12 protein-coding genes and 3 pseudogenes are annotated in these 17,648 nt (G+C 55.8%); 5 read left to right on the top strand and 10 right to left on the bottom strand.

Annotated features, from left to right (window positions below; all coding sequences use genetic code 11):
* Positions 1–74 precede the first annotated feature (74 nt).
* The gene (locus ACTJJ7_RS17565) at positions 75–524 is read right to left on the bottom strand and encodes an alpha-isopropylmalate synthase regulatory domain-containing protein (RefSeq protein ID WP_440968314.1); all 450 of its coding nucleotides are present in this window, start codon (positions 522–524) and stop codon (positions 75–77) included.
* A gap of 70 nt (positions 525–594) precedes the next feature.
* On the opposite strand from ACTJJ7_RS17565, the pseudogene ACTJJ7_RS17560 reads away from it, so the two are divergent.
* Positions 595–971, top strand: a pseudogene (locus ACTJJ7_RS17560) (12-oxophytodienoate reductase); the annotation flags it as partial.
* A 243-nt stretch (positions 972–1,214) separates the two neighbouring features.
* On the opposite strand, the gene ACTJJ7_RS17555 reads toward ACTJJ7_RS17560, so the two are convergent.
* From ACTJJ7_RS17555 to ACTJJ7_RS17545, 3 genes are all read right to left on the bottom strand, one after another.
* Entirely contained in the window at positions 1,215–2,126 is a 912-nt protein-coding gene (locus tag ACTJJ7_RS17555; RefSeq protein WP_440968387.1) for a nucleotidyltransferase and HEPN domain-containing protein, read from the bottom strand.
* A 666-nt stretch (positions 2,127–2,792) separates the two neighbouring features.
* Positions 2,793–3,650 (bottom strand): hypothetical protein, encoded by an 858-nt coding sequence (locus ACTJJ7_RS17550; RefSeq protein ID WP_440968313.1) that lies wholly within the window; start codon positions 3,648–3,650, stop codon positions 2,793–2,795.
* A gap of 7 nt (positions 3,651–3,657) precedes the next feature.
* Positions 3,658–4,008, bottom strand: a complete 351-nt coding sequence (locus tag ACTJJ7_RS17545) for a hypothetical protein (RefSeq protein ID WP_440968312.1) — start codon at positions 4,006–4,008, stop codon at positions 3,658–3,660.
* On the opposite strand from ACTJJ7_RS17545, the gene ACTJJ7_RS17540 reads away from it, so the two are divergent.
* Both ACTJJ7_RS17540 and ACTJJ7_RS17535 read left to right on the top strand, forming a co-directional pair.
* A complete protein-coding gene (locus ACTJJ7_RS17540; RefSeq protein ID WP_440968311.1) occupies positions 4,007–5,563 on the top strand; it encodes an ISL3 family transposase in 1,557 nt (518 codons plus the stop codon). The two genes, ACTJJ7_RS17545 and ACTJJ7_RS17540, sit on opposite strands and share 2 nt — an antisense overlap.
* 58 nt (positions 5,564–5,621) lie before the next feature.
* A pseudogene (locus tag ACTJJ7_RS17535) lies at positions 5,622–6,419 on the top strand (YjhT family mutarotase); the annotation flags it as partial.
* 87 nt (positions 6,420–6,506) lie between these two features.
* On the opposite strand, the gene ACTJJ7_RS17530 reads toward ACTJJ7_RS17535, so the two are convergent.
* Complete coding sequence (locus ACTJJ7_RS17530; RefSeq protein ID WP_440968310.1) at positions 6,507–9,506, bottom strand: type III effector HrpK domain-containing protein; 3,000 nt, start codon at positions 9,504–9,506, stop codon at positions 6,507–6,509.
* A gap of 493 nt (positions 9,507–9,999) precedes the next feature.
* Here ACTJJ7_RS17530 and ACTJJ7_RS17525 point away from each other — a divergent pair, with 493 nt between their 5' ends.
* Positions 10,000–10,857, top strand: a complete 858-nt coding sequence (locus ACTJJ7_RS17525; protein ID WP_440968309.1) for a nitroreductase family protein — start codon at positions 10,000–10,002, stop codon at positions 10,855–10,857.
* Positions 10,858–10,948: 91 nt separating this feature from the next.
* Here ACTJJ7_RS17525 and ACTJJ7_RS17520 read toward each other — a convergent pair whose 3' ends face one another.
* Positions 10,949–11,959: a YeiH family protein gene (locus ACTJJ7_RS17520; RefSeq protein ID WP_105733205.1), complete on the bottom strand. Its 1,011-nt coding sequence runs from the start codon at positions 11,957–11,959 to the stop codon at positions 10,949–10,951.
* A 99-nt stretch (positions 11,960–12,058) separates the two neighbouring features.
* Here ACTJJ7_RS17520 and ACTJJ7_RS17515 point away from each other — a divergent pair, with 99 nt between their 5' ends.
* Positions 12,059–12,943 carry a LysR substrate-binding domain-containing protein gene (locus ACTJJ7_RS17515; protein ID WP_440968308.1) on the top strand — a complete coding sequence of 295 codons (885 nt, stop codon included), beginning with the start codon at positions 12,059–12,061 and terminating at the stop codon, positions 12,941–12,943.
* A 137-nt stretch (positions 12,944–13,080) separates the two neighbouring features.
* On the opposite strand, the gene istB is transcribed toward ACTJJ7_RS17515, so the two are convergent.
* The 4 genes and pseudogenes from istB to ACTJJ7_RS17495 all read right to left on the bottom strand — a co-directional run bounded on the left by istB (position 13,081) and on the right by ACTJJ7_RS17495 (position 17,637).
* Entirely contained in the window at positions 13,081–13,890 is an 810-nt protein-coding gene (gene istB, locus ACTJJ7_RS17510; protein ID WP_223616131.1) for an IS21-like element helper ATPase IstB, read from the bottom strand.
* A pseudogene (istA, locus tag ACTJJ7_RS17505) lies at positions 13,880–15,405 on the bottom strand (IS21 family transposase). The gene istB and the pseudogene istA overlap by 11 nt, the downstream one beginning before the upstream one ends.
* 550 nt (positions 15,406–15,955) lie before the next feature.
* On the bottom strand, positions 15,956–16,777 hold the full coding sequence (locus ACTJJ7_RS17500) for a carbohydrate ABC transporter permease (protein WP_440968307.1): 822 nt from the start codon (positions 16,775–16,777) through the stop codon (positions 15,956–15,958).
* Positions 16,774–17,637 (bottom strand): carbohydrate ABC transporter permease, encoded by an 864-nt coding sequence (locus ACTJJ7_RS17495; RefSeq protein WP_440968306.1) that lies wholly within the window; start codon positions 17,635–17,637, stop codon positions 16,774–16,776. Before ACTJJ7_RS17495 ends, ACTJJ7_RS17500 begins: the two co-directional genes overlap by 4 nt.
* Positions 17,638–17,648 lie beyond the last annotated feature (11 nt).

The following is a 17,648-nucleotide window of genomic DNA, read 5'->3' as shown; positions in this document are numbered from 1 at the left end:
TTCTTGATCCGCGCCTTTGCCGCGGCAGCCTCTTCGACTCCTGAGCCGGCCAGCAGACCGGCTCGGGACCGTCGTCACGGGCATCCCTGATGAACAGCGCTTGCCGCGCTCAAGACCGCCTTTATGGAGGCCATAGCGACGTCAGTGTCAATCCCGACACCGAATACGTGCGAGCCCGTCGAGTCCGTGCATTGAATATAGGCGGCGGCCATCGCATCCGCGCCCTTTTTCAGCGCATGTTCATGATAGTCGATCACTTCGAGGTCAACCCCAAACTGATCAGCAACGGCCACGATGGCTGCGGAAACAAGACCGTTGCCTCGATCGAGGATGGAGACTTCGATTCCTCCGCGCATAATCCGGCCCGAAAAGACCCGCTCAGACGCTGATTGGCGGGGACTACTCTCCCGTAACTCAATGAGTTCCAATGCCTGGGCATGTACAATATAGTATGTTCTGCAAAATGCGGCCCAGATGTCCTCCGCTGTTATCTCGCGGCTCAAACTGTCGGCGATCGCTTGCACGCGGTGACTGAAATGCACCTGCAGTGCGCGTGGCAGCCTGAGACCTTTGTCCTGTTCGAGCAGCCACGCGACGCCACCTTTGCCGGACTGGCTGTTGACGCGGATATTCCATGCCTCGCAGCGGCGCTTCTGGGAGCCTGAATTTCCGGAAATCGACGGCGAAGACGGATTGAACTTTGCAGGCTGGGCAAAAAGCTGACGGGCGCTGCCACAATCAGCGTGGGGTCGGTGGGACTGTCCGGCGAATTCCTGGCCGCCTTCGGCGGCGAGAGTTCCCAACCTGAAAGCCTGGACAAATTGGTTCGCCGTCTTGAACGCGAAGAGTTTGACCTGATCGTCGTGGGCCGCGCTCTTTTGAACGATCCCTCGTGGATCAAGAAAGTTCGCAGTGGCGACACGGAAAACCTGAAAAGCTTCAGCCCTGCCGCAATGCTCGAGCTGGCATAGGACACTAGCCACACCAATCGTCAAAGCCACGGCATGCCTCTACCCTGGCTTTGACAACCAGCGGCGATTGAGGGCTTCTGGAAATCGGCCGACCGGCCACACGGCATCGGTCGAATGCGGCAGTCCAATCCAGTGCATGTTTCAACCGCTTGCCGCAGACTGATCTTTGGCGCACAGGGTCTCCGAAAGGCCGGATAATGCAATCCGTAACATCAGGGCTAGCTAAGCTACGAAAACATTGAACTAGCCGGCCGCTTTCGCCTCAAGCTCGCTGAGATGTTCCCTGCAGATCGTCTCGACAAGGTCATGCAGGATGGCGGTCCGCTCGCCGAGCCAGACAAGCGCTTCCTCGCTAATCTCGTAATGCTTGGAATAGCGCGATTTGACATAGGCTTCGTTGACCGTATTGAACCAGGCGCGGTAGCGCTGCTGGTCGCGCGGCCAGGCCTCGGCAAGGCGCCGGTCCCGGCCTTCGGCCAAGGTGCGCAGAAAGCTCAGATTGTGCGATGCCGGGCCGTAATTGGTGAGGGTGAGCAGCAGGGTTGAATAGTATGTTTCGATCGTTTGATGAAGCAAGAAAGCAGCTTTTGTTGTCCAACCCTTCTCAATGGCGAACTTGTAAATCTCGTAGAATTCACGGCCGTTTGGCAAACGTCCCTCAAAATGTTCCCTTGCCACCTTGTATTCATCGGCCGGGGTGAGCGGGCGCGGTTCGGCCAGCGGCTCGTCGTCGAGTTCGTAGAGCACAATGCCCTGGCGCTGAATGTCGGAAAAGAAATACTGGCCTTGCCTGAGCGCCGTGTTCACCTCGCGGCGCGAATGGACGATGAAGCCGACCTGCGTGGGAACGCCCTTGTCGTGGAGCAGCCGGTCGGCCGCCTTGTACCAGTAGCTGGCAAAGTCGGTCAGCTTGCGGTTGTTGACAAGGATGAGCAGGTCATAGTCGGACCGGTACCCCTTCATGGTGTGGGGTTCATCCACCCAGTCCCCGCGCGCATAGGAGCCGAACAGGATGACTTTCAGGATCCGGCCCTTCTTCTTGAAGTCGGCCGTTGCATCCTTCAGCGCATCCTCGAATTCCTCCAGGAGAAGGTCGACAATGCGCATGAGCTCCCGCTGCTTGCGTTCGGGCAGATGATCAAGACTGGACTTCATCATGCGGTGCTCTGTCTCCCGGCCGGTTCTTTCCATCCTGCAGCGCAGGCGCCAGCTGCCCCGGTGTGCCATGTTTGCCGGCGGGCAGCAACAGCCTCTGCACTCCCCGCCAAGATTGCCCTGCAAAAGGGTCACTTTCAAGATCGGTTGCCTGTGCCCCAAATCAAGCGTGCACAAACCTAGCCCGCCTTATTCCAGCGCCGTCCGGCCATGGCTGGGACCGGCGCGCCCAAGGGTTGGCCGGCCGTTCATTTTCGATGGAGATGAGGGGGTGATTTGTCTTGGCAGGATAGGACTTCTCATTGAGAAGCCCGTTTCACCCGCGGGGCGATAGCCAGTGAAGGCAAACAAACGCGCGCTGATTGACCCCTTTGATGAAAGCCGCAGACGACTTTGCGTTTCAGCCAATCGAGCTCTGCAAAGCTGTCAAAAACTTCCTTTGGAAAGGCCGATAGCAGCCAGCTTTATGTTATCTCGATTAATGACGAATATTCCGCAATCGCTCGCCGAGGCCTTCGACATCAGCGACGTTCAGAGGTCTTATCGATATATCGAGTCACGTCGACTGAGGTGGAGAAATCCAAAGACCCGATGATACGAGGGGAATGTCGATGGCGCGTCCAAAGTACGCTCAACCGACTTGCGAAATACGAATGCGAGACACTGTTAGGGTTTGCCAGCTCCTACCGTGATGCTGGAGAATAAATCATCGTCGACATCACCATTGTCAGAGCCGACGTTAACACCCGCAACCGGGCGATAGCGGCCGTCTCGATAGGCCAGACTGAAGTGCACAGGCTGGTCGAAGCGATTGCTGGAATGGCATTCCGCGGCCGTTTTGGTTGACGTCTCGTGCATCACCGTCTGTTCGACCCGCAGTTCGCGATAGCCTGGTTCCTTTTTTGGAACAATTGTGAGCGTACGCTTGATCGTCGTCGAGCTGCCGCTGCAGTCCCCGTCATTTTCCCCATTCGTGCGCTCCACAATCAATCCATCCAGCACCCGTTCAATGCCGCCATTGTTAAAAGTGTAGAGCCACAGGGCATGTTCGTCATAGGGGTTAACACGCGAACTGCCATATTGCGAAGTGCGCAGACCAAAGGCGCGCAGCTCACTGCTCACATCGTAGCGGGCCGTATCGAGTTCGAGGCTGCTGAACCGAATCGCATCGGAGAAGGCCATACCCGTCTCAAGACGTCTGGCGAGTATTTTGCCGATGGTGCGATCGAAGACGATAATCTCCACATCGCCCTTGTTCTCACCCTCGGCAGGAGGGCGGGCCTCGACTATCGGTATCGCAGCTAAAGTGAGTTCCGGCCTGTAGGGCCAGGCCTTGCACACCACGTTGTCGGGATTGATCACCTGGGCATAGCCACCACTTTTGACAGCCAAACCGTCTGCAGCCTGCTCTGCCATAGGGTAAGCCTGCTTGAGCAAAGTATCTGTGATATCGCAATCCGCAAGGGCTTGGGTTGGCAACATCATGGCGAATGTTGTGATGCGCAGTGCTGCGGTGAATTTCATCAACTGATCATTTGACCTTTTGAAACAAGGATTGCCTCTGAACAAGCTTTCTCAACGGCACCGTAACCTTAGCTTTCATCAAGGTAAAATACTGTTGTTGAGTTTCATCACCAGTTGACCCATTTTTCCATGTGCGATTGACCACGGTCGATCGAGATAAAATAAAGACAAAGATGAGTGTCTCATAGACTCTCTGGATCGTGGCAAAATGGCTATGCCAGCGGTTATTTTGGCATGCCTTGCGGGCGAATATGGCGTTTCTGAGCGGATGTTTCGGCGTGGAATATTGGCTCTGACTCACTTTTGATGAATTCTGGGCGTCGGCTGGCGTTTGTTTTGCAAAAGGAATCAGCGCCATGGTTCATTCGCTTCGCCCCTCCGCACTCGTGCCTCGAGGCTTTGTCATCGATGAGACAGCTTCTGCTGGCGACGCGATCATACTCACTGTCCGATCGACGGATATATCCAGCGGTTGTCCAGGCTGCGGAACAAGATCGGAGCGGATACACAGTCGTTATCATCGACGCCTGACGGATCTGCCCATCGCTGGAAAGTCTGTGCGATTGGTTATTGCCGCGCGCCGGTTCTACTGCGACGCGGTGCTTTGTGGCCGAAGGATTTTTACCGAGCGCTTCGAGACAGATGTCCTGGCGCCGTGGGCGCGGCGTACGGCGCGGCTTGATCATATCGTCCATCATCTCGGGCTTGCTTTGGGTGGCCGGCCGGCGGCGGCTTTCGCCCACAGACTAATGGTGCCGGTCAGCAACGACACCTTGTTGCGCGTCGTCCGACGGCGCGGCACGCCGCGTTTCGTCCCGCCGACGGTGATCGGCATCGACGACTGGGCGTGGCGGCGCAACCAGCGTTACGGGACGATCATCTGCGATCTCGAACGGCGTAAAACCATTGCACTTCTGCCGGACCGAGAGCCGGCAACCGCTCAGGCCTGGCTTTCGGATCAGCAACAGATCAGTATTGTCGCCCGCGACCGCGGTGGCGCCTACGCCCTTGCTGCAGCCAAGGCACTGCCTGAGGCAACCCAAGTGGCCGATCGATGGCATTTGATGGAGAACGCCAGTCGGGCATTCCTCGACGCCGTCCGGAAATCCATGCGCCAGATCAGAACAGCGATCGGGTCCGCAACGATCAATCCGGACCTGCTGACGGCCGCTGAGCGGATCCAATATCAGGGATATCTTCATCGAGAAGACACGAACGCCGTCATTCTGGACTTGGCCAAGTCCGGTGTTGCAATCAAAGAAATCGTTCGTCGCACCGGTCACAGTCGTGGCCTCGTCAGGCGAGTGCTACGCGGTCAGCGATCCGACGTGTTCCGCGTGCGGGCGAACTCGCTTGAAGTTTATCTCCCATGGCTCGATGCTCAATGGAGTGCCGGTCACCGCAATGGCACACAGTTGTGGCGAGAGCTGACGCGCCAGGGATTCCATGGCTGCCTTCGCGTCGTAACCGAATGGGCGACGCGTCGACGAAAGGCGGAAAAGATGGATTGCGAGGCGTTGAGCCGTACACCGTCGGCACGGGCTGTCGCACGCCTCATGACCATCGGTCGCGACGATCTCTCCAAGTCTCAGACCGTTACGGTTGCCGCGATTGAAGGCGGCGTGCCGCAACTCGTGGAAGCGCGGGAAGTCGTCGCCGCTTTCCAAGCCATGATCCGCAAGAAATCTCTCGCCGATCTCGAACCATGGCTGGAACGCGCCCGATCAAGCTTGGTCGCGGCCTTCGCCAAGGGTGTCGCCAAAGACTGGGCAGCCGTGAGTGCCGCGATCAGTTCGCCTTGGTCAAATGGACAGACAGAGGGGCAGATTACCAAGCTCAAGCTTGTAAAACGCCAGATGTATGGCCGAGGGAAAATCGACCTCCTTCAGGCCCGCGTCATTGGCGCCGGATAGGCATCTGACCACCAAAACTGCGTCAGAGCCAACATTGCGCGCCGATTGACATACCAGATCCGATGCGTGGCGAAAAATGAACACAAAAACGCCTGTCGGCCTCTCCGGCGGCAAAGCGATTGCTTTGAGCGATGGACAAATTGCTATTGTTGGCGGGTACAACAAGCACTTGTTTGATAACTATGTCTCCGGCATCGCCGGAATTGACAAAGAGAAAAACCCGGAGGTTTTCAAGAACTTTGTCAATTCGTACATGAGCATGAAGCCGGAGGATTACAGGTGGAATGCCAAGGTGCTTTCCTTTGATCCCAATACAGGTCAATGGGGCTCGTTTGGTGACAATCCATACCTGCCCAATTGTGACTCTGCGATTGTCAGCCAGGGGGACAATGCATTCACGCTGGTAGGCGGCGAGATCAAACCTGGATTGCGCACTCCGGATGTCAAATCAGTGACGATCCGGAATCAGACAGCAACTTGGCAGAAACTTCCGCCCCTCCCCAAGCCCACGGCCGACGCGCGCCAGGAGGGTGTGGCAGGCGCATTTGCAGGTTCCTCGGGCGGCGCAAGTCTGGTGGCGGGAGGGGCTAATTTCAAAGGTGCGCAATCCAACGCCGATGCTGGAAAATGGTTCACTCATGATGGCATTGCAAAAAGCTGGCGTGAGGAAGTCTACGCGTTCGATGGCAGGGATTGGAAAGAAGTTGGAAACTTGCCGCGTGGTCTTGCGTATGGCGCTTCATTCTCCGTGCCAAACGGAATACTCATCGTTGGCGGCGAAGACAAGGATGGCGAGGCGCGGAAGGAAGTATTTCTTCTCAACTGGAACGGCAGAGCGTTGTCAGTCGAAGACTAAGAAATAACGGCAAGCTCCCGTTTACCGCGGGTCATGCGATGTGCCGCAGATCCCGAAAGACCCGCGGCACATCGGCCAGTCATGTCTTTACGACGCGACGCTGGTGTCCTTCGGCCAGGCGCTGTCGGGCAGATCGCCGATATTGCCGTTCGGTACGCCGTCGATTTCGTATTTCGTCAGATAACTGCCGAGCAGATTGCCAAAATCGTTGGCCTTCTGCTGGGCTTTGCCTTCCTGGATAAGCGACGGGAGCATCGCCAGAATACCGGCGCCGGCGGAGAGAATGCCAAGGACGCCACCGGTGAAGCCGAGAGCGGAAAGCGCCGTTTTCGCCAAATTGGGGAAGAAGAGCCCAGCCCCCGCCTCGATCGCGGAGGCACCGCCGGCCATGATGCCCAACGCGCCGGAGGTCAGGTTCATCCCGGCGGAAACCTTGTCCCCGGAGCGCAACGCTTTCACGCCCTCGAAGAGCGAATAGGCACTGCCGATAACATTGGCAATGGCCCCGACACCTTTGGCGGATTGCTCCAATGATTTCGCGTTTTTCCCCATCCTGTCATTCAGTTCAACTTGCATCTTGGCCGGATCAGACACAAGGAAGCGGAGCTTATCATTAAGCTTACCGAGTGACTCCTTCACATTGCTGTTCAATCCCTTCAGATAATCCTGATAGCCCTTGGCGCCGCCTTCCGCCAGCAGCGTCACCGCCTGAACGGAACCGATAGTGATGTCGACCTTCTGCTTGTCACTCAACGGGCCGCCACTTCCGGCGCCTCTGGCAATCGTGATACCAGCCATCAAGAGCCCGCTGACGCCATGCAGAATGCCCTTGTCCGTCGCATTCGCCCCTGTCGAGCCCTTAATATCCATAACCTCCTTCAACGTCTTTGTGCCCTGACGCAGGGAATCCCAGTCTCCCCTCAGGCTTGCAACGATCTGCTCCGGCTTTATGAGAACCCCATCCTTGTTGAGGAAGAAATCCGGATTGGTCTTGCTGACCTCCTCGATCAGCTTTTGGACTTTTGCCACATCGAGATCACCGCTTCCTTCGAGACCAAAGACCTTTTGGATATCCTTGAACGAACCGCCGTCGGCGATGTGCTCATTTGCAAGATTCGTGAAATTTTCATTCAGCTTCTTATCCAGCTTCTCCGTGAATTCCGGCGGCAGCACCGAGCCATAGAGTGCCGTCTCCATGGAGAACGTGCTGACCGCATCCTGGAAGGAGTGATCCTTGAGCATAGCCTTCAGGCGATCACCAGAAACGAGCTGGTTTTCGTAGTAGGACTTGAACTCGCCGATATGCTTGGATTTTGAAACGGCGTCCTGGATATCCTTCGCCGCGGCCTTCGGGTCCATCTTCAGCGCACTTTGATACAGCTTCGCATTCGTCACGAATTCAGCGAGGGCCGACCGCTGATCAGTCTTGCCATCCTTGCTCGCACTGTCCCAGATTTTGTCGAGCGCCTTGCCAGACTTGATGTCGTCCTCATAGGTCTTCTGCAGTGCGTCTTTCAGGCCCTTATTGCCCTCAAGCAACTTGTCCATCTGCTTGGCGCTGTTTTCGTTGAGATATTTGACCACTTCCGGGTCGCCCTGAAGGATGTCGATCTGCTTGTCGATGTCCTTCAGGATTTCCTTCGGGTCGGGATTGGTTCTGGCAATGTTGGAAATGGCAACTTTGGAGTAGTCGTCCCCCCACATGCCCGATTGCCCGCCCTTGACTACCAGTTGCTGGGCAAGCAGCAATTCCTGCAACGCAGCCGCTTTGTCCTCGGTGGAATGCTTTTCCGGATGTTCGAAAATATCCTTGTTCAGTTTGCTGGTATCAACGCCGCTGACGACATTCTTATTGACGATGCTCGACAGGAAGGACATGGCCGACGACGAGTCCTTCGGAGCCTCGTTTTTGATCCAGCCCGTTATGTCGTCTTTGCTGAGCTTGCCATCCGGCTTGGAGGTCAACGGGTTGGCTCCGGTTTCAAGCTTCGAAAACGCTCCGGGCTGCGCCCAGAAGTTCAACGCTTCCTTGAGATCATTGCCGATCTGCGGATTCTGATCCTTGAAATTCTGCAAATCCTTGATCGTCAGCCCGTCACCGGCACCGGTCTTGCCCTTGATCAGGTCGTAGTTCTGGTTGATCAGCGAGGCATATTTGGCAAAAATCTTCGAGGTCTCGTCGGCGCTCTTGTTCTTGTCGATGAAATCCTTGTAGCTGCTGTCTTCCGTCTTGTTGATCTTCGGCAGCGATGAAAAGCCGTATTTGCCGAAGTCCTGCAGGCGGCCCGCCTCGGTGCCGTGCTTGGCTTCTCCGCCTTTGGTGAAACCGTCGATGCTGGTGTTGGAAACATCTGTCCCCGACAGAACTTCGCCCTTCTCGTTATACATCACGACACGGTCGATCACTTGACTGGCGCGATAGGCGGCATTGGCGTCGTTTTCGAAATCGCCGACCTGTTCCTTCAACATGTCCTTGATGTTGCTCTGGTTGCCGAGGTTTTTCAGGACAGGATTGTCATTGATGATATCCTTGGCAGAACGCTTGTCGCTCTCCGGCAACTCCCATTTGATATCCAGATCCTCGGCCTGCTTTCGCGCTTCCGGGTTGCCGTTGGCGGTCGATGCGTGAGGCAACTTACCTTTGAGGACTGAGAAGCCTTGTTCACCGAAATCTTTCAAGCGGCCGGCCTCGGTATTATGCCGCGCTTCGCCGCCGCGGGTGAAACCGTCAACGCGTCCATTGCCGATGTCACCGCCGGCAATCCGTTTGCCGTCGCCATCCAGCTTTTCGATATGTTCGAGGATCTGCGCCGCACGGAAAGCGGCGTCGGCATCGGTTTTGATGTCACCGCCCACCCGGTCTTGCAGCAAATCCCTCACGTGCTCCTGATTTCCGAGATCGCGCAGGATGGGCGTATCCTTGAGGATGTCATCGGCCGAGCGCTTGTCATCCTTTGGGCGCTCCCAGAGAATGCCCGCGTCCTGGGCCTGCTTCTTTGCCTCGTCCCACGTCTTGACGGCGTCGGGATTGGTGGATGTGGGATTGTAAGCACCATTCGTGCTGGTAGCTGCGCCGACTTTAGCCATTGGAAATACCTTTCTATCTCAACGACATTTTCCACCCGTTACCGCGAAAGTCGGACGACTTTAAACGGCACACTGTGAAGGGGCTGTGACAGTACGGATAGAATCCATTGCCCTGTACGGATTGCAGCGGGTATCCAGTCCTGCCAACCGCCCCTAGGTTGTAACGGCGTGCCCTAAACGGCCACCAAATATCCCAACGCAAATTTGACGCCGCACTATCGCGGGCGGAGACGGACGAAAGCACCGCAGGATTCTGATCATCATTTGCAGCTTAACAAAGCAATTCTGTGCGTCCGCGCCGCATGCAATTTCTGCATTATATGTCCCGGTCTTTGAGCTTGACCCGTGTCTTCCAGCCGGTGCTTATGTGGTCACATGTATTTGCTCTTCGAGCGTGACAAATTACCGGCCTTCAGCGTTTGGATGGGAGAAATTCGCAATCGACTGCGCAAACATTAATGGCAAGGTGGCGACTGAGAGAAGGCACTCTGTGATGGAAAGTTTTAAGATCGCGATGGGCATGGATGCTGGAGACGCCGCTTCGCTCAAGAAATTGCTTTCCGAGCGATATGGCAGAAAGGATGCACTTAACGTCATCGAAGATGCCGCTATTGGCAATCTATTGTCCCACCGCTCGGTTCGCGCTTATTTGGACAAGCCTCTTCCAGAATTTACGCTGGAAACGATGATAGCTGCTGCGCAATCTGCGTCCACCTCGTCCAATCTTCAGACATGGAGCGCCGTTGCCGTTACGGATGTGACGAGGAAGGCGGCTCTCTCGGCCCTCGCCGGCAATCAGCGAGCCATTATCGAGGCACCGGTGCAAATCATATGGCTGGTTGACTTGGCACGATTGCGCGCCGTTTGCGCGGAACAGGATATTCAATCCGACGGTCTCGATTATTTCGAACTGTTCCTGATGGGTTGTATTGATGCGGCATTAGCCGCACAAAACGCGGCGGTGGCAGCCGAGGCAATGGGGCTCGGCGTCGTTTTCATCGGCGGCATGCGTAATAGTCCTCTGGAGGTTGCCCGCCTGCTGGGGTTGCCAAGCGGCGTTTTTGCCGTTTTCGGCATGTGCGTTGGCTACCCCGATGAAACTCGACCAGCAGCCATCAAGCCGAGACTTTCACAGGATACAGTTCTATTTCGCGAAACCTATTCCTTGGAAAAGGCTATAAGCCGCATCGACGATTATGACACGGTCATGGCGGAATTTTATAATAGCCAGCAGATGAAGCGCCCCCCTTGGTCCGAGCATTCGGGCAAACGGGTGAGTGGACCGAGCCATTTGTCGGGACGCGACAAGCTGAAATCCGTCGTGAAAGAGATGGGCTTTTTGCTGAAGTGAGCAGGCCACTGCTTTCCAAAGTGACGTCCGGTTTTTGGATTATCGAAGTGTTAAAACGTCCTTTGTGCGCCCCAATCGGACGTGACGCGCTCTAATGAATGCTGAGCACGAACAAGACCGCCGCGCTGATTGCCGCGAGCACGAGAAGCGACAAAATCCCCGCCACCAGAACTCGGCCTCCTGCATGAACGACCGTGCGGATGTTGACAGTCAACCCCAGGCCCGCCATTGAGATAATGGTGAGGACTGTCGATGCTTCATTGACAGGCTTAAGCGCCACATGAGGAATGAGGTCAAGGGAGCGGCACGCCATCATGCCGAGAAAGCCGACGATGAACCATGGCACCATTCGACCGAGGGACGGTCTGCCGCGCGTTCGATCCCCCATCGTGAAACCGAGCAGAACGATCACTGGCCCGAGCATGAGAACCCGGATCAGCTTGACGAGCGTGCCGATCTGCGTTGCCAGAATGCCTCCAGAAACTGTTGCCGCGAGAACTTGTGGAACAGCATAGACCGTCATGCCGGCAACGATCCCATACTGCCTGTCACTCATTTCGAAATATATCTGAGACAGCGGCAAAAGCAGTACGACGAAGATACCAAGGGCTGCGGTGAAGGCGATTGATGCCGCCACATCATCTGAATGCGCATCTATAACGGGGGCTGCCGCAACGATGGCAGAATTTCCGCAGATCGAATTGCCACATGCGACGAGCATGGCCAACTTGGCGGGCAGACCCAGAGCCCGACCAATGATATAGCTCGCTCCTAGCGCCAACGCTACGACCGCTGCGATGGACAAAACAAGCATCCCCCCTGCATCGCCTATCGCGGAAAGACTGATCGATGCGCCGAGCATGACGATGGCGATCTCCAGCAAGGTCTTGGACGCAAACTGGATGCCCGCATTGAATGCTGGATTGAGACCAAATATCGTGTGGATTGCCGTCCCGAGCAGGATGGCCAAGACCAGCCCCTCGATCCAGGGTTGTCCAAAATAATCGACTTCGATGATTTGTATGGCCAGCGCAACAACTGCGACGGCTATCGTTAGGGCAAGACCGGGTAGATGGGAAAATACGTATTGCTTGATGGACATGAGAGGACCTTCGTGTTTCCACCCTCTGATGCCACCTTCATTTGTGGACTTCTATCGAATAATGTTGTATGTTTCATTCGATGAAACTTGATGATAACCATGACCTTCGAACAGCTTTCCATTTTTGTCGCCGTCGCTGAGCGCGAGCATCTTACCAAGGCCGCCGCCGCCATTGGCCTTACGCCATCGGCTGTCAGCGCCTCGATCAAAGCACTTGAAGCGTTCTACGGGGTTCAGCTTTTTCACCGCGTCGGGCGCGGCATTGAATTGACGAAGGCTGGACGAATCTTCGTCGCAGAGGCACAAGCCACGCTGGCTCGGGCTCGTTCGGCAGCACTCGTGCTCAGTGAACTCGGCGCCTTGGAACGCGGAACGCTTGATGTCTATGCCAGCCAAACCATTGCAAGCTATTGGCTGCCGCAGCGTCTCATGCGCTTCCATCGGGCATTCCCGGGCATCGACATTCGATTGACCGTCGGCAATACGAAGACCGTATCGCAGGCTGTTCACGACGGGCTGGCGGAGGTCGGTTTTGTCGAGGGTACGATCAATGATCCCACGCTTTCGAGCCGCCCCGTAGCGCAGGATGCAATGGTCGTTGTCGTTTCCCCCTCCCATCCCTTCGCAAACAGGAAGGGGGTGAAGGGAGAGGAGCTCCTGACTGAGACACAGTGGATAATGAGAGAGGCGGGTTCCGGTACACGCTCGGAGTTTGAAGCCGCGTTGACCGCTGGCGGTTGCGATCTGTCATGTCTGAAAATCGCCATGACCTTACCCTCAAATGAGGCCGTCCTTTCCGCCCTGCTAGAAGGCAGTTGCGCCGCGGCCCTCTCCAGCATTGTCTCGGCATCTTTCGTGAGACAGGGCGATTTGACGATAGTGGACTTTTCTCTCCCACCTCGCGCCTTTACGGCTTTGAGGCATAAGGAGCGACATCAGAGCCAAGCCGCAGCGAAGCTGATGGAGATGTGCCTTGCCGTATAATAGTGGCCACCAGTTCGGGCAAGGCAATGGCGGGTTTGATTGATCTTATTTGTACAGATTATTTCAAACAAGAGGACGAAGTCTGTTGATTTGCACTGAGAGCTGACCCGGGATTTGCGCCGAGAAGTGACCCGCCTTTAGGTATCGCTCGTGTTGGTGGTGGTCAAGTTCCTAGGCTTCTCCTTCGTTGTTTTGGGTTCATGAGCCGAGCTGTTCTTGAAGCGGAAACTGTCGTTTCCGGTTTCAAGGATGTGGCAATGATGGGTGAGCCGGTCGAGCAGCGCGGTTGTCATCTTTGCATCACCAAAGACGCTGGCCCATTCGCTGAAGCTGAGATTGGTGGTGATAATGACGCTGGTGCGCTCGTAGAGTTTGCTCAGCAGGTGGAAGAGCAACGCACCACCTGAAGCGCTGAATGGCAGATAACCAAGCTCGTCAAGGATGACCAGGTCGGAATGCACGAGGCGATTGGCGATCTGCCCCGAGCGACCTTGAGCCTTCTCCTGCTCAAGCGCGTTGACCAGCTCCACAGTTGAGAAGAACCGAACGCGCTTGTGATGCTGCTCGATGGCCTGGACACCGATCGCTGTGGCAACATGCGTTTTGCCCGTACCGGGGCCGCCGACCAGGACAATGTTGTTGGCGTCGTCGAGGAAGTTACAGCAGTGAAGCTGTTGTACGAGCGCCTCGTTGATCTCGCTGCTGCTAAAGTCAAATCCGTTCAGATCGCGGTAGGCAGGAAAGCGTGCCGTCTTGAGCTGATAGGCCGTAGACCGCACCTCTCGTTCGGCCGTCTCCGCCTTGAGGAGTTGCGACAGGATGGGAATGGCAGCTTCGAACGCCGGCGCTCCTTGTTCGGTCAGTTCACCGACGGCTTGGGCCATGCCGTGCATCTTCAGTTGCCGCAGCATGATAACGATCGCGCCGCTTGCCGGATTATGACGCATGGCGGACCTCCGTCTTTCTCAAGGTGTCGTACCGTTCCACATTGGCCTTGGGCTCGTTGGTAAGCGTCAGTGCCTGAGGTGCGTCGAGGGTTGGAGGCGTGAAGGATTTGCTGTCGACGAGGCGATGCAGCAGGTTCAGCACATGCGTCTTGGTGGGAACCCCGGACTTCAGCGCCATCTCCACGGCCTTCAGCACGGCTTGCTCGTCGTGCTGAAGGACAAGTGCCAGATATCGACCATCTCGCGGTCGCCTCCGGGCTTCTTGAGCAGATATTGCTGCAGGTTCTTGAATGCGTCCGGTAGCTCGGCGAACGGAGCACCATTGCGCAGAGCGCCCGGCTTGCGCTGCACGACAGCCAGATAGTGCCGCCAGTCGTAGATGGTCTGTCCCGGCCGATCATGGGAACGATCGATGACGCGATGATGCGCGCAGACGATCTGACCTTCTGCTGCAACAACAATACGATCGGGATAGACCCGCAGGCTCACTGGCCGATTGGCGAAAGAAGCGGGGACGCTGTAGCGGTTGCGCTCCAGATGCACGAGGCAGGTTGGTGTGACCCGTTTCGTGTACTCGACGAACCCATCGAACGGCCTGGAAACGGGCATGAGAGCCGGCGCTTCCTCTGCCCAGATGTCGGCAATGGTGCCGCGCATCTGACCATGTAGGGTCTTTGCCCAGAACTCCTTGCATTGAATCTCAAGCCAGTCATTTAGGGCTTCCAGTGACGGAAAGCGCGGCGTCGGTTGAAAGAAGCGATGACGCACGTCCTGAACGTTCTTCTCCACCTGTCCCTTCTCCCAGCCGGCTGCAGGATTACAGAACTCGGGTTCGAACAGGTAATGGCTGGCCATTGCCATGAAACGGATATTGACGTCGCGCTCTTTTCCACGGCCAACCTTGTCGATCGCTGTGCGCATGTTGTCGTAGATGCCGCGGCCAGGAATTCCGCCGAAGACGCGGAACGCATGATTGTGCGCGTCGAATAGCATCTCGTGCGTTTGCAGCAGATAGGCCCGGACAATAAAGGCGCGGCTGTAGCTCAGCTTCGTATGCGCCACCTGCAGCTTCGTGCGCTCATTGCCAATCACCGCCCAATCCTCAGACCAGTCGAACTGGAACGCCTCACCCGGCTCAAATGCCAGGGGGACAAACGTGCCGCGTCCTGTTGTCTGGAGTTCTCTCTGCCGGTCCGCTTTCCATTCGCGAGCAAAGGCTGCAACGCGGCAGTAGGAGCCGTCATAGCCAAGGCTCACAAGATCAGAATGCAACTGCTTCATCGTCCGTTTCTGCTTGCGGCTCTTTTTGGATTCCGTCTTCAGCCAGACCGAGAAACGATCTGCAAACGGATCAAGCTTGCTCGGTCGCTCCGGTACCTTGAATCTCGGCTCCACGTCGCCGCCACGCAGGTATTTGCGGATAGTATTCCGCGATAGGCCCGTCCTGCGGCATATCTCCCGGATCGATAGATCATCCCGAAAATGCCAGCGTCGGATTACGCTCAGTAACGCCATGTCGATCACTCCAGTGCCCCCGCTGAAACCACAGGGGATGATTGAAACATGGGTCAATTCTCAGTGATATTTTCCCGCAATCCCGGGTCAGCTCTCAATGCAAATCAACAATATTCCGGATTGCTCGTAACGAGCACGCCATATTCGATACCCTCTCCCTCTTTAGCAGTGTGACTTTAACTTGTTGGTCGACGCACTTCGCTCTTTGAGTGATATTTCAAACCGCTACCAGGTATGCGATTACCAAATCTCGCAAAATAAGATCTGAAGGTTTGGTGCTCATCCTGCAACATACGGATTATTCACGCAGCTGTTACAATGATGCGTTGCGCAAAACTGCAGGGCAACGATCTTCTACTTGGCTTCCCGTTTGTGGAGGAGTGCAGGCCTAGGAAGATCATTCTGCCTGCAATCACGACAATCGAGCGTTTGTGCGCGAATGCACTTGTCGAGGCCGAGCGCCTTTATGCCACAACAATTGCCGCTGATAAGGCCGCGTAATTTGCGGCCTTTACCGCATGCCTACACATAAAACAGTGCAAAGGCGCCATTACTTCATTCCAGTCATCGCCATGCCTGAGATGAAATGTTTCTGCGCCAGGAAAAAGGCAATCACTATCGGGGCGACGGAAATCACGGAAGCCGCCATCATGAGAGTCCAGTGACCAGAATACTGAGTCTGGAAAAGCGCAAGACCAACGGTCAGTGTCGTTTTTTCCACATCGGACGGCAGGTAGATAAGCGCTGTAAAAAGATCGTTCCAGGAGAACATGAAGGCGATAATGGCAAATGCAGCCAGCGCCGGTTTTGCCAGCGGCAGGTAGATTGTAAAGAATATCCGTGAGAGCGATGCACCATCCATCCGCGCCGCCTCCGCCAGTTCAAGCGGTATCGTCTGGAAATACTGCCGCATCAGGAACGTTCCAAAAGCGCCTCCCAGAAACGAAGGTACATAGAGTGGCGCCTGCGTTCCGTAGAGTCCGAGAAACTTGAATATTATGAATTGCGGAATGGCGGTGATCTGCGCCGGGACCATGAGCGTGAGGAGCAGCAAGGCAAAAAGAACATTGCGTCCTGGAAACCGCACAACCGCAAAGATGAAAGCCGCCATTGAGCAGGTCAGTAATTGCCCCAGCGTCGAGATCGCCGATATTTTCAAGCTGTTCCAGATCAGCAGATGGAACGGCATGATGTGAAAGAGTTCGATATAGTTTGCAAGGGTCGGATGACGCGGCACGAGCGTCATGTCGAACTGTTCCGCCATTGGCTTCAAGCTTGTCGAAATCAACCATATGAACGGCCCGACCATGGCTATGGCACCTGTCGAAAGGGCAAGGAACGCTGCCCAGTCAGCTTTGCTCTTTCGGATCATGGTTCACCCCATTTCTTCTGAAGCCGGAAATAGACAAGCGTGAGCGCGAAAATCATTGCCGTCAGCACAACAGCCTGCGCTGCAGCATCCCCCATGCGGAAAAAACGAAACCCGCTGCGATAGATCGAGAATACCAGCGTTGGCATGGTCGAATTGCCATTTCCGCTACTTGTCAGCACGTAGATGTAATCGAATGCCTGGAAGGCATTGATTGTGGTCAGCACCGTCTGGAAAAACAGACTGGGTGCCAAGGCTGGCAAGGTCACGAAACGCAGCCTTTGCCAGGCAGTTGCTCCGTCCAGCCGCGTTACCTCGAAGTACTCCTTTGGAATCGCCTGCAATCCGGCCAAAAAAATGATCATTCCGCCACCGATGGCACCCCAGACGTTGACGACAACGATTGAATAAAGCGCCATGCGCGGCCCAAGCCAACTGACTGGTGATACTCCGACAGCAGTAACAGCCGCGTTGAGAACACCGTTGTCCGGGGCATAGATCCAGTTCCATAGAAGGCCCGTCGCCGTCGGCGAGCAAACCGCCGGCAGGAAATACATCACCCGAAACCAGCCGATACCCTTTATCCGCCGGTTGAGGCCGATCGCCACAACCAACGACAGCACAACCGTGAGCGGGACATAGAGGCCCGAAAATGCCAGCGTGTTCCAGAACGCTTTGGTAAACATCCTGCCCGCAGGAAGATCGACGTAATTATCAACCCCTGCCCATTGCGGTGGCGTCAGCAAATCCCAATTGGTGAAACTCAGGCCAATAGTCGCGAAGATCGACCCGAAAGTGCCCAACGCCAAGCCAAGAAGCGTGGGTAAAAGGAAAAGCCAAACCCACCAGCGTTCGGATCCCATTGGCCTTAGGG

Source organism: Phyllobacterium sp. 22229, assembly GCF_052056495.1.
In the GTDB taxonomy this organism is placed as follows: Bacteria; Pseudomonadota; Alphaproteobacteria; order Rhizobiales; family Rhizobiaceae; genus Phyllobacterium; species Phyllobacterium myrsinacearum.
The sequence above is the reverse complement of the archived record's forward strand: the minus strand, read 5'-3'. Positions and strand labels throughout refer to the sequence as shown.

Bases quoted from the DNA above. Each gene is read 5' to 3' on its own strand.
- ACTJJ7_RS17550 (WP_440968313.1), bottom strand. From the start codon at position 3,650: ATGAAATTCACCGCAGCACTGCGCATCACAACATTCGCCATGATGTTG.
- istB (WP_223616131.1), bottom strand. From the start codon at position 13,890: ATGCGTCATAATCCGGCAAGCGGCGCGATCGTTATCATGCTGCGGCAA.
- ACTJJ7_RS17540 (WP_440968311.1), top strand. From the start codon at position 4,007: ATGGTTCATTCGCTTCGCCCCTCCGCACTCGTGCCTCGAGGCTTTGTC.
- ACTJJ7_RS17495 (WP_440968306.1), bottom strand. From the start codon at position 17,637: ATGGGATCCGAACGCTGGTGGGTTTGGCTTTTCCTTTTACCCACGCTT.
- ACTJJ7_RS17500 (WP_440968307.1), bottom strand. From the start codon at position 16,777: ATGATCCGAAAGAGCAAAGCTGACTGGGCAGCGTTCCTTGCCCTTTCG.
- ACTJJ7_RS17520 (WP_105733205.1), bottom strand. From the start codon at position 11,959: ATGTCCATCAAGCAATACGTATTTTCCCATCTACCCGGTCTTGCCCTA.
- ACTJJ7_RS17545 (WP_440968312.1), bottom strand. From the start codon at position 4,008: ATGGCGCTGATTCCTTTTGCAAAACAAACGCCAGCCGACGCCCAGAAT.
- ACTJJ7_RS17515 (WP_440968308.1), top strand. From the start codon at position 12,059: ATGACCTTCGAACAGCTTTCCATTTTTGTCGCCGTCGCTGAGCGCGAG.
- ACTJJ7_RS17525 (WP_440968309.1), top strand. From the start codon at position 10,000: ATGGAAAGTTTTAAGATCGCGATGGGCATGGATGCTGGAGACGCCGCT.
- ACTJJ7_RS17555 (WP_440968387.1), bottom strand. From the start codon at position 2,126: ATGAAGTCCAGTCTTGATCATCTGCCCGAACGCAAGCAGCGGGAGCTC.
- ACTJJ7_RS17530 (WP_440968310.1), bottom strand. From the start codon at position 9,506: ATGGCTAAAGTCGGCGCAGCTACCAGCACGAATGGTGCTTACAATCCC.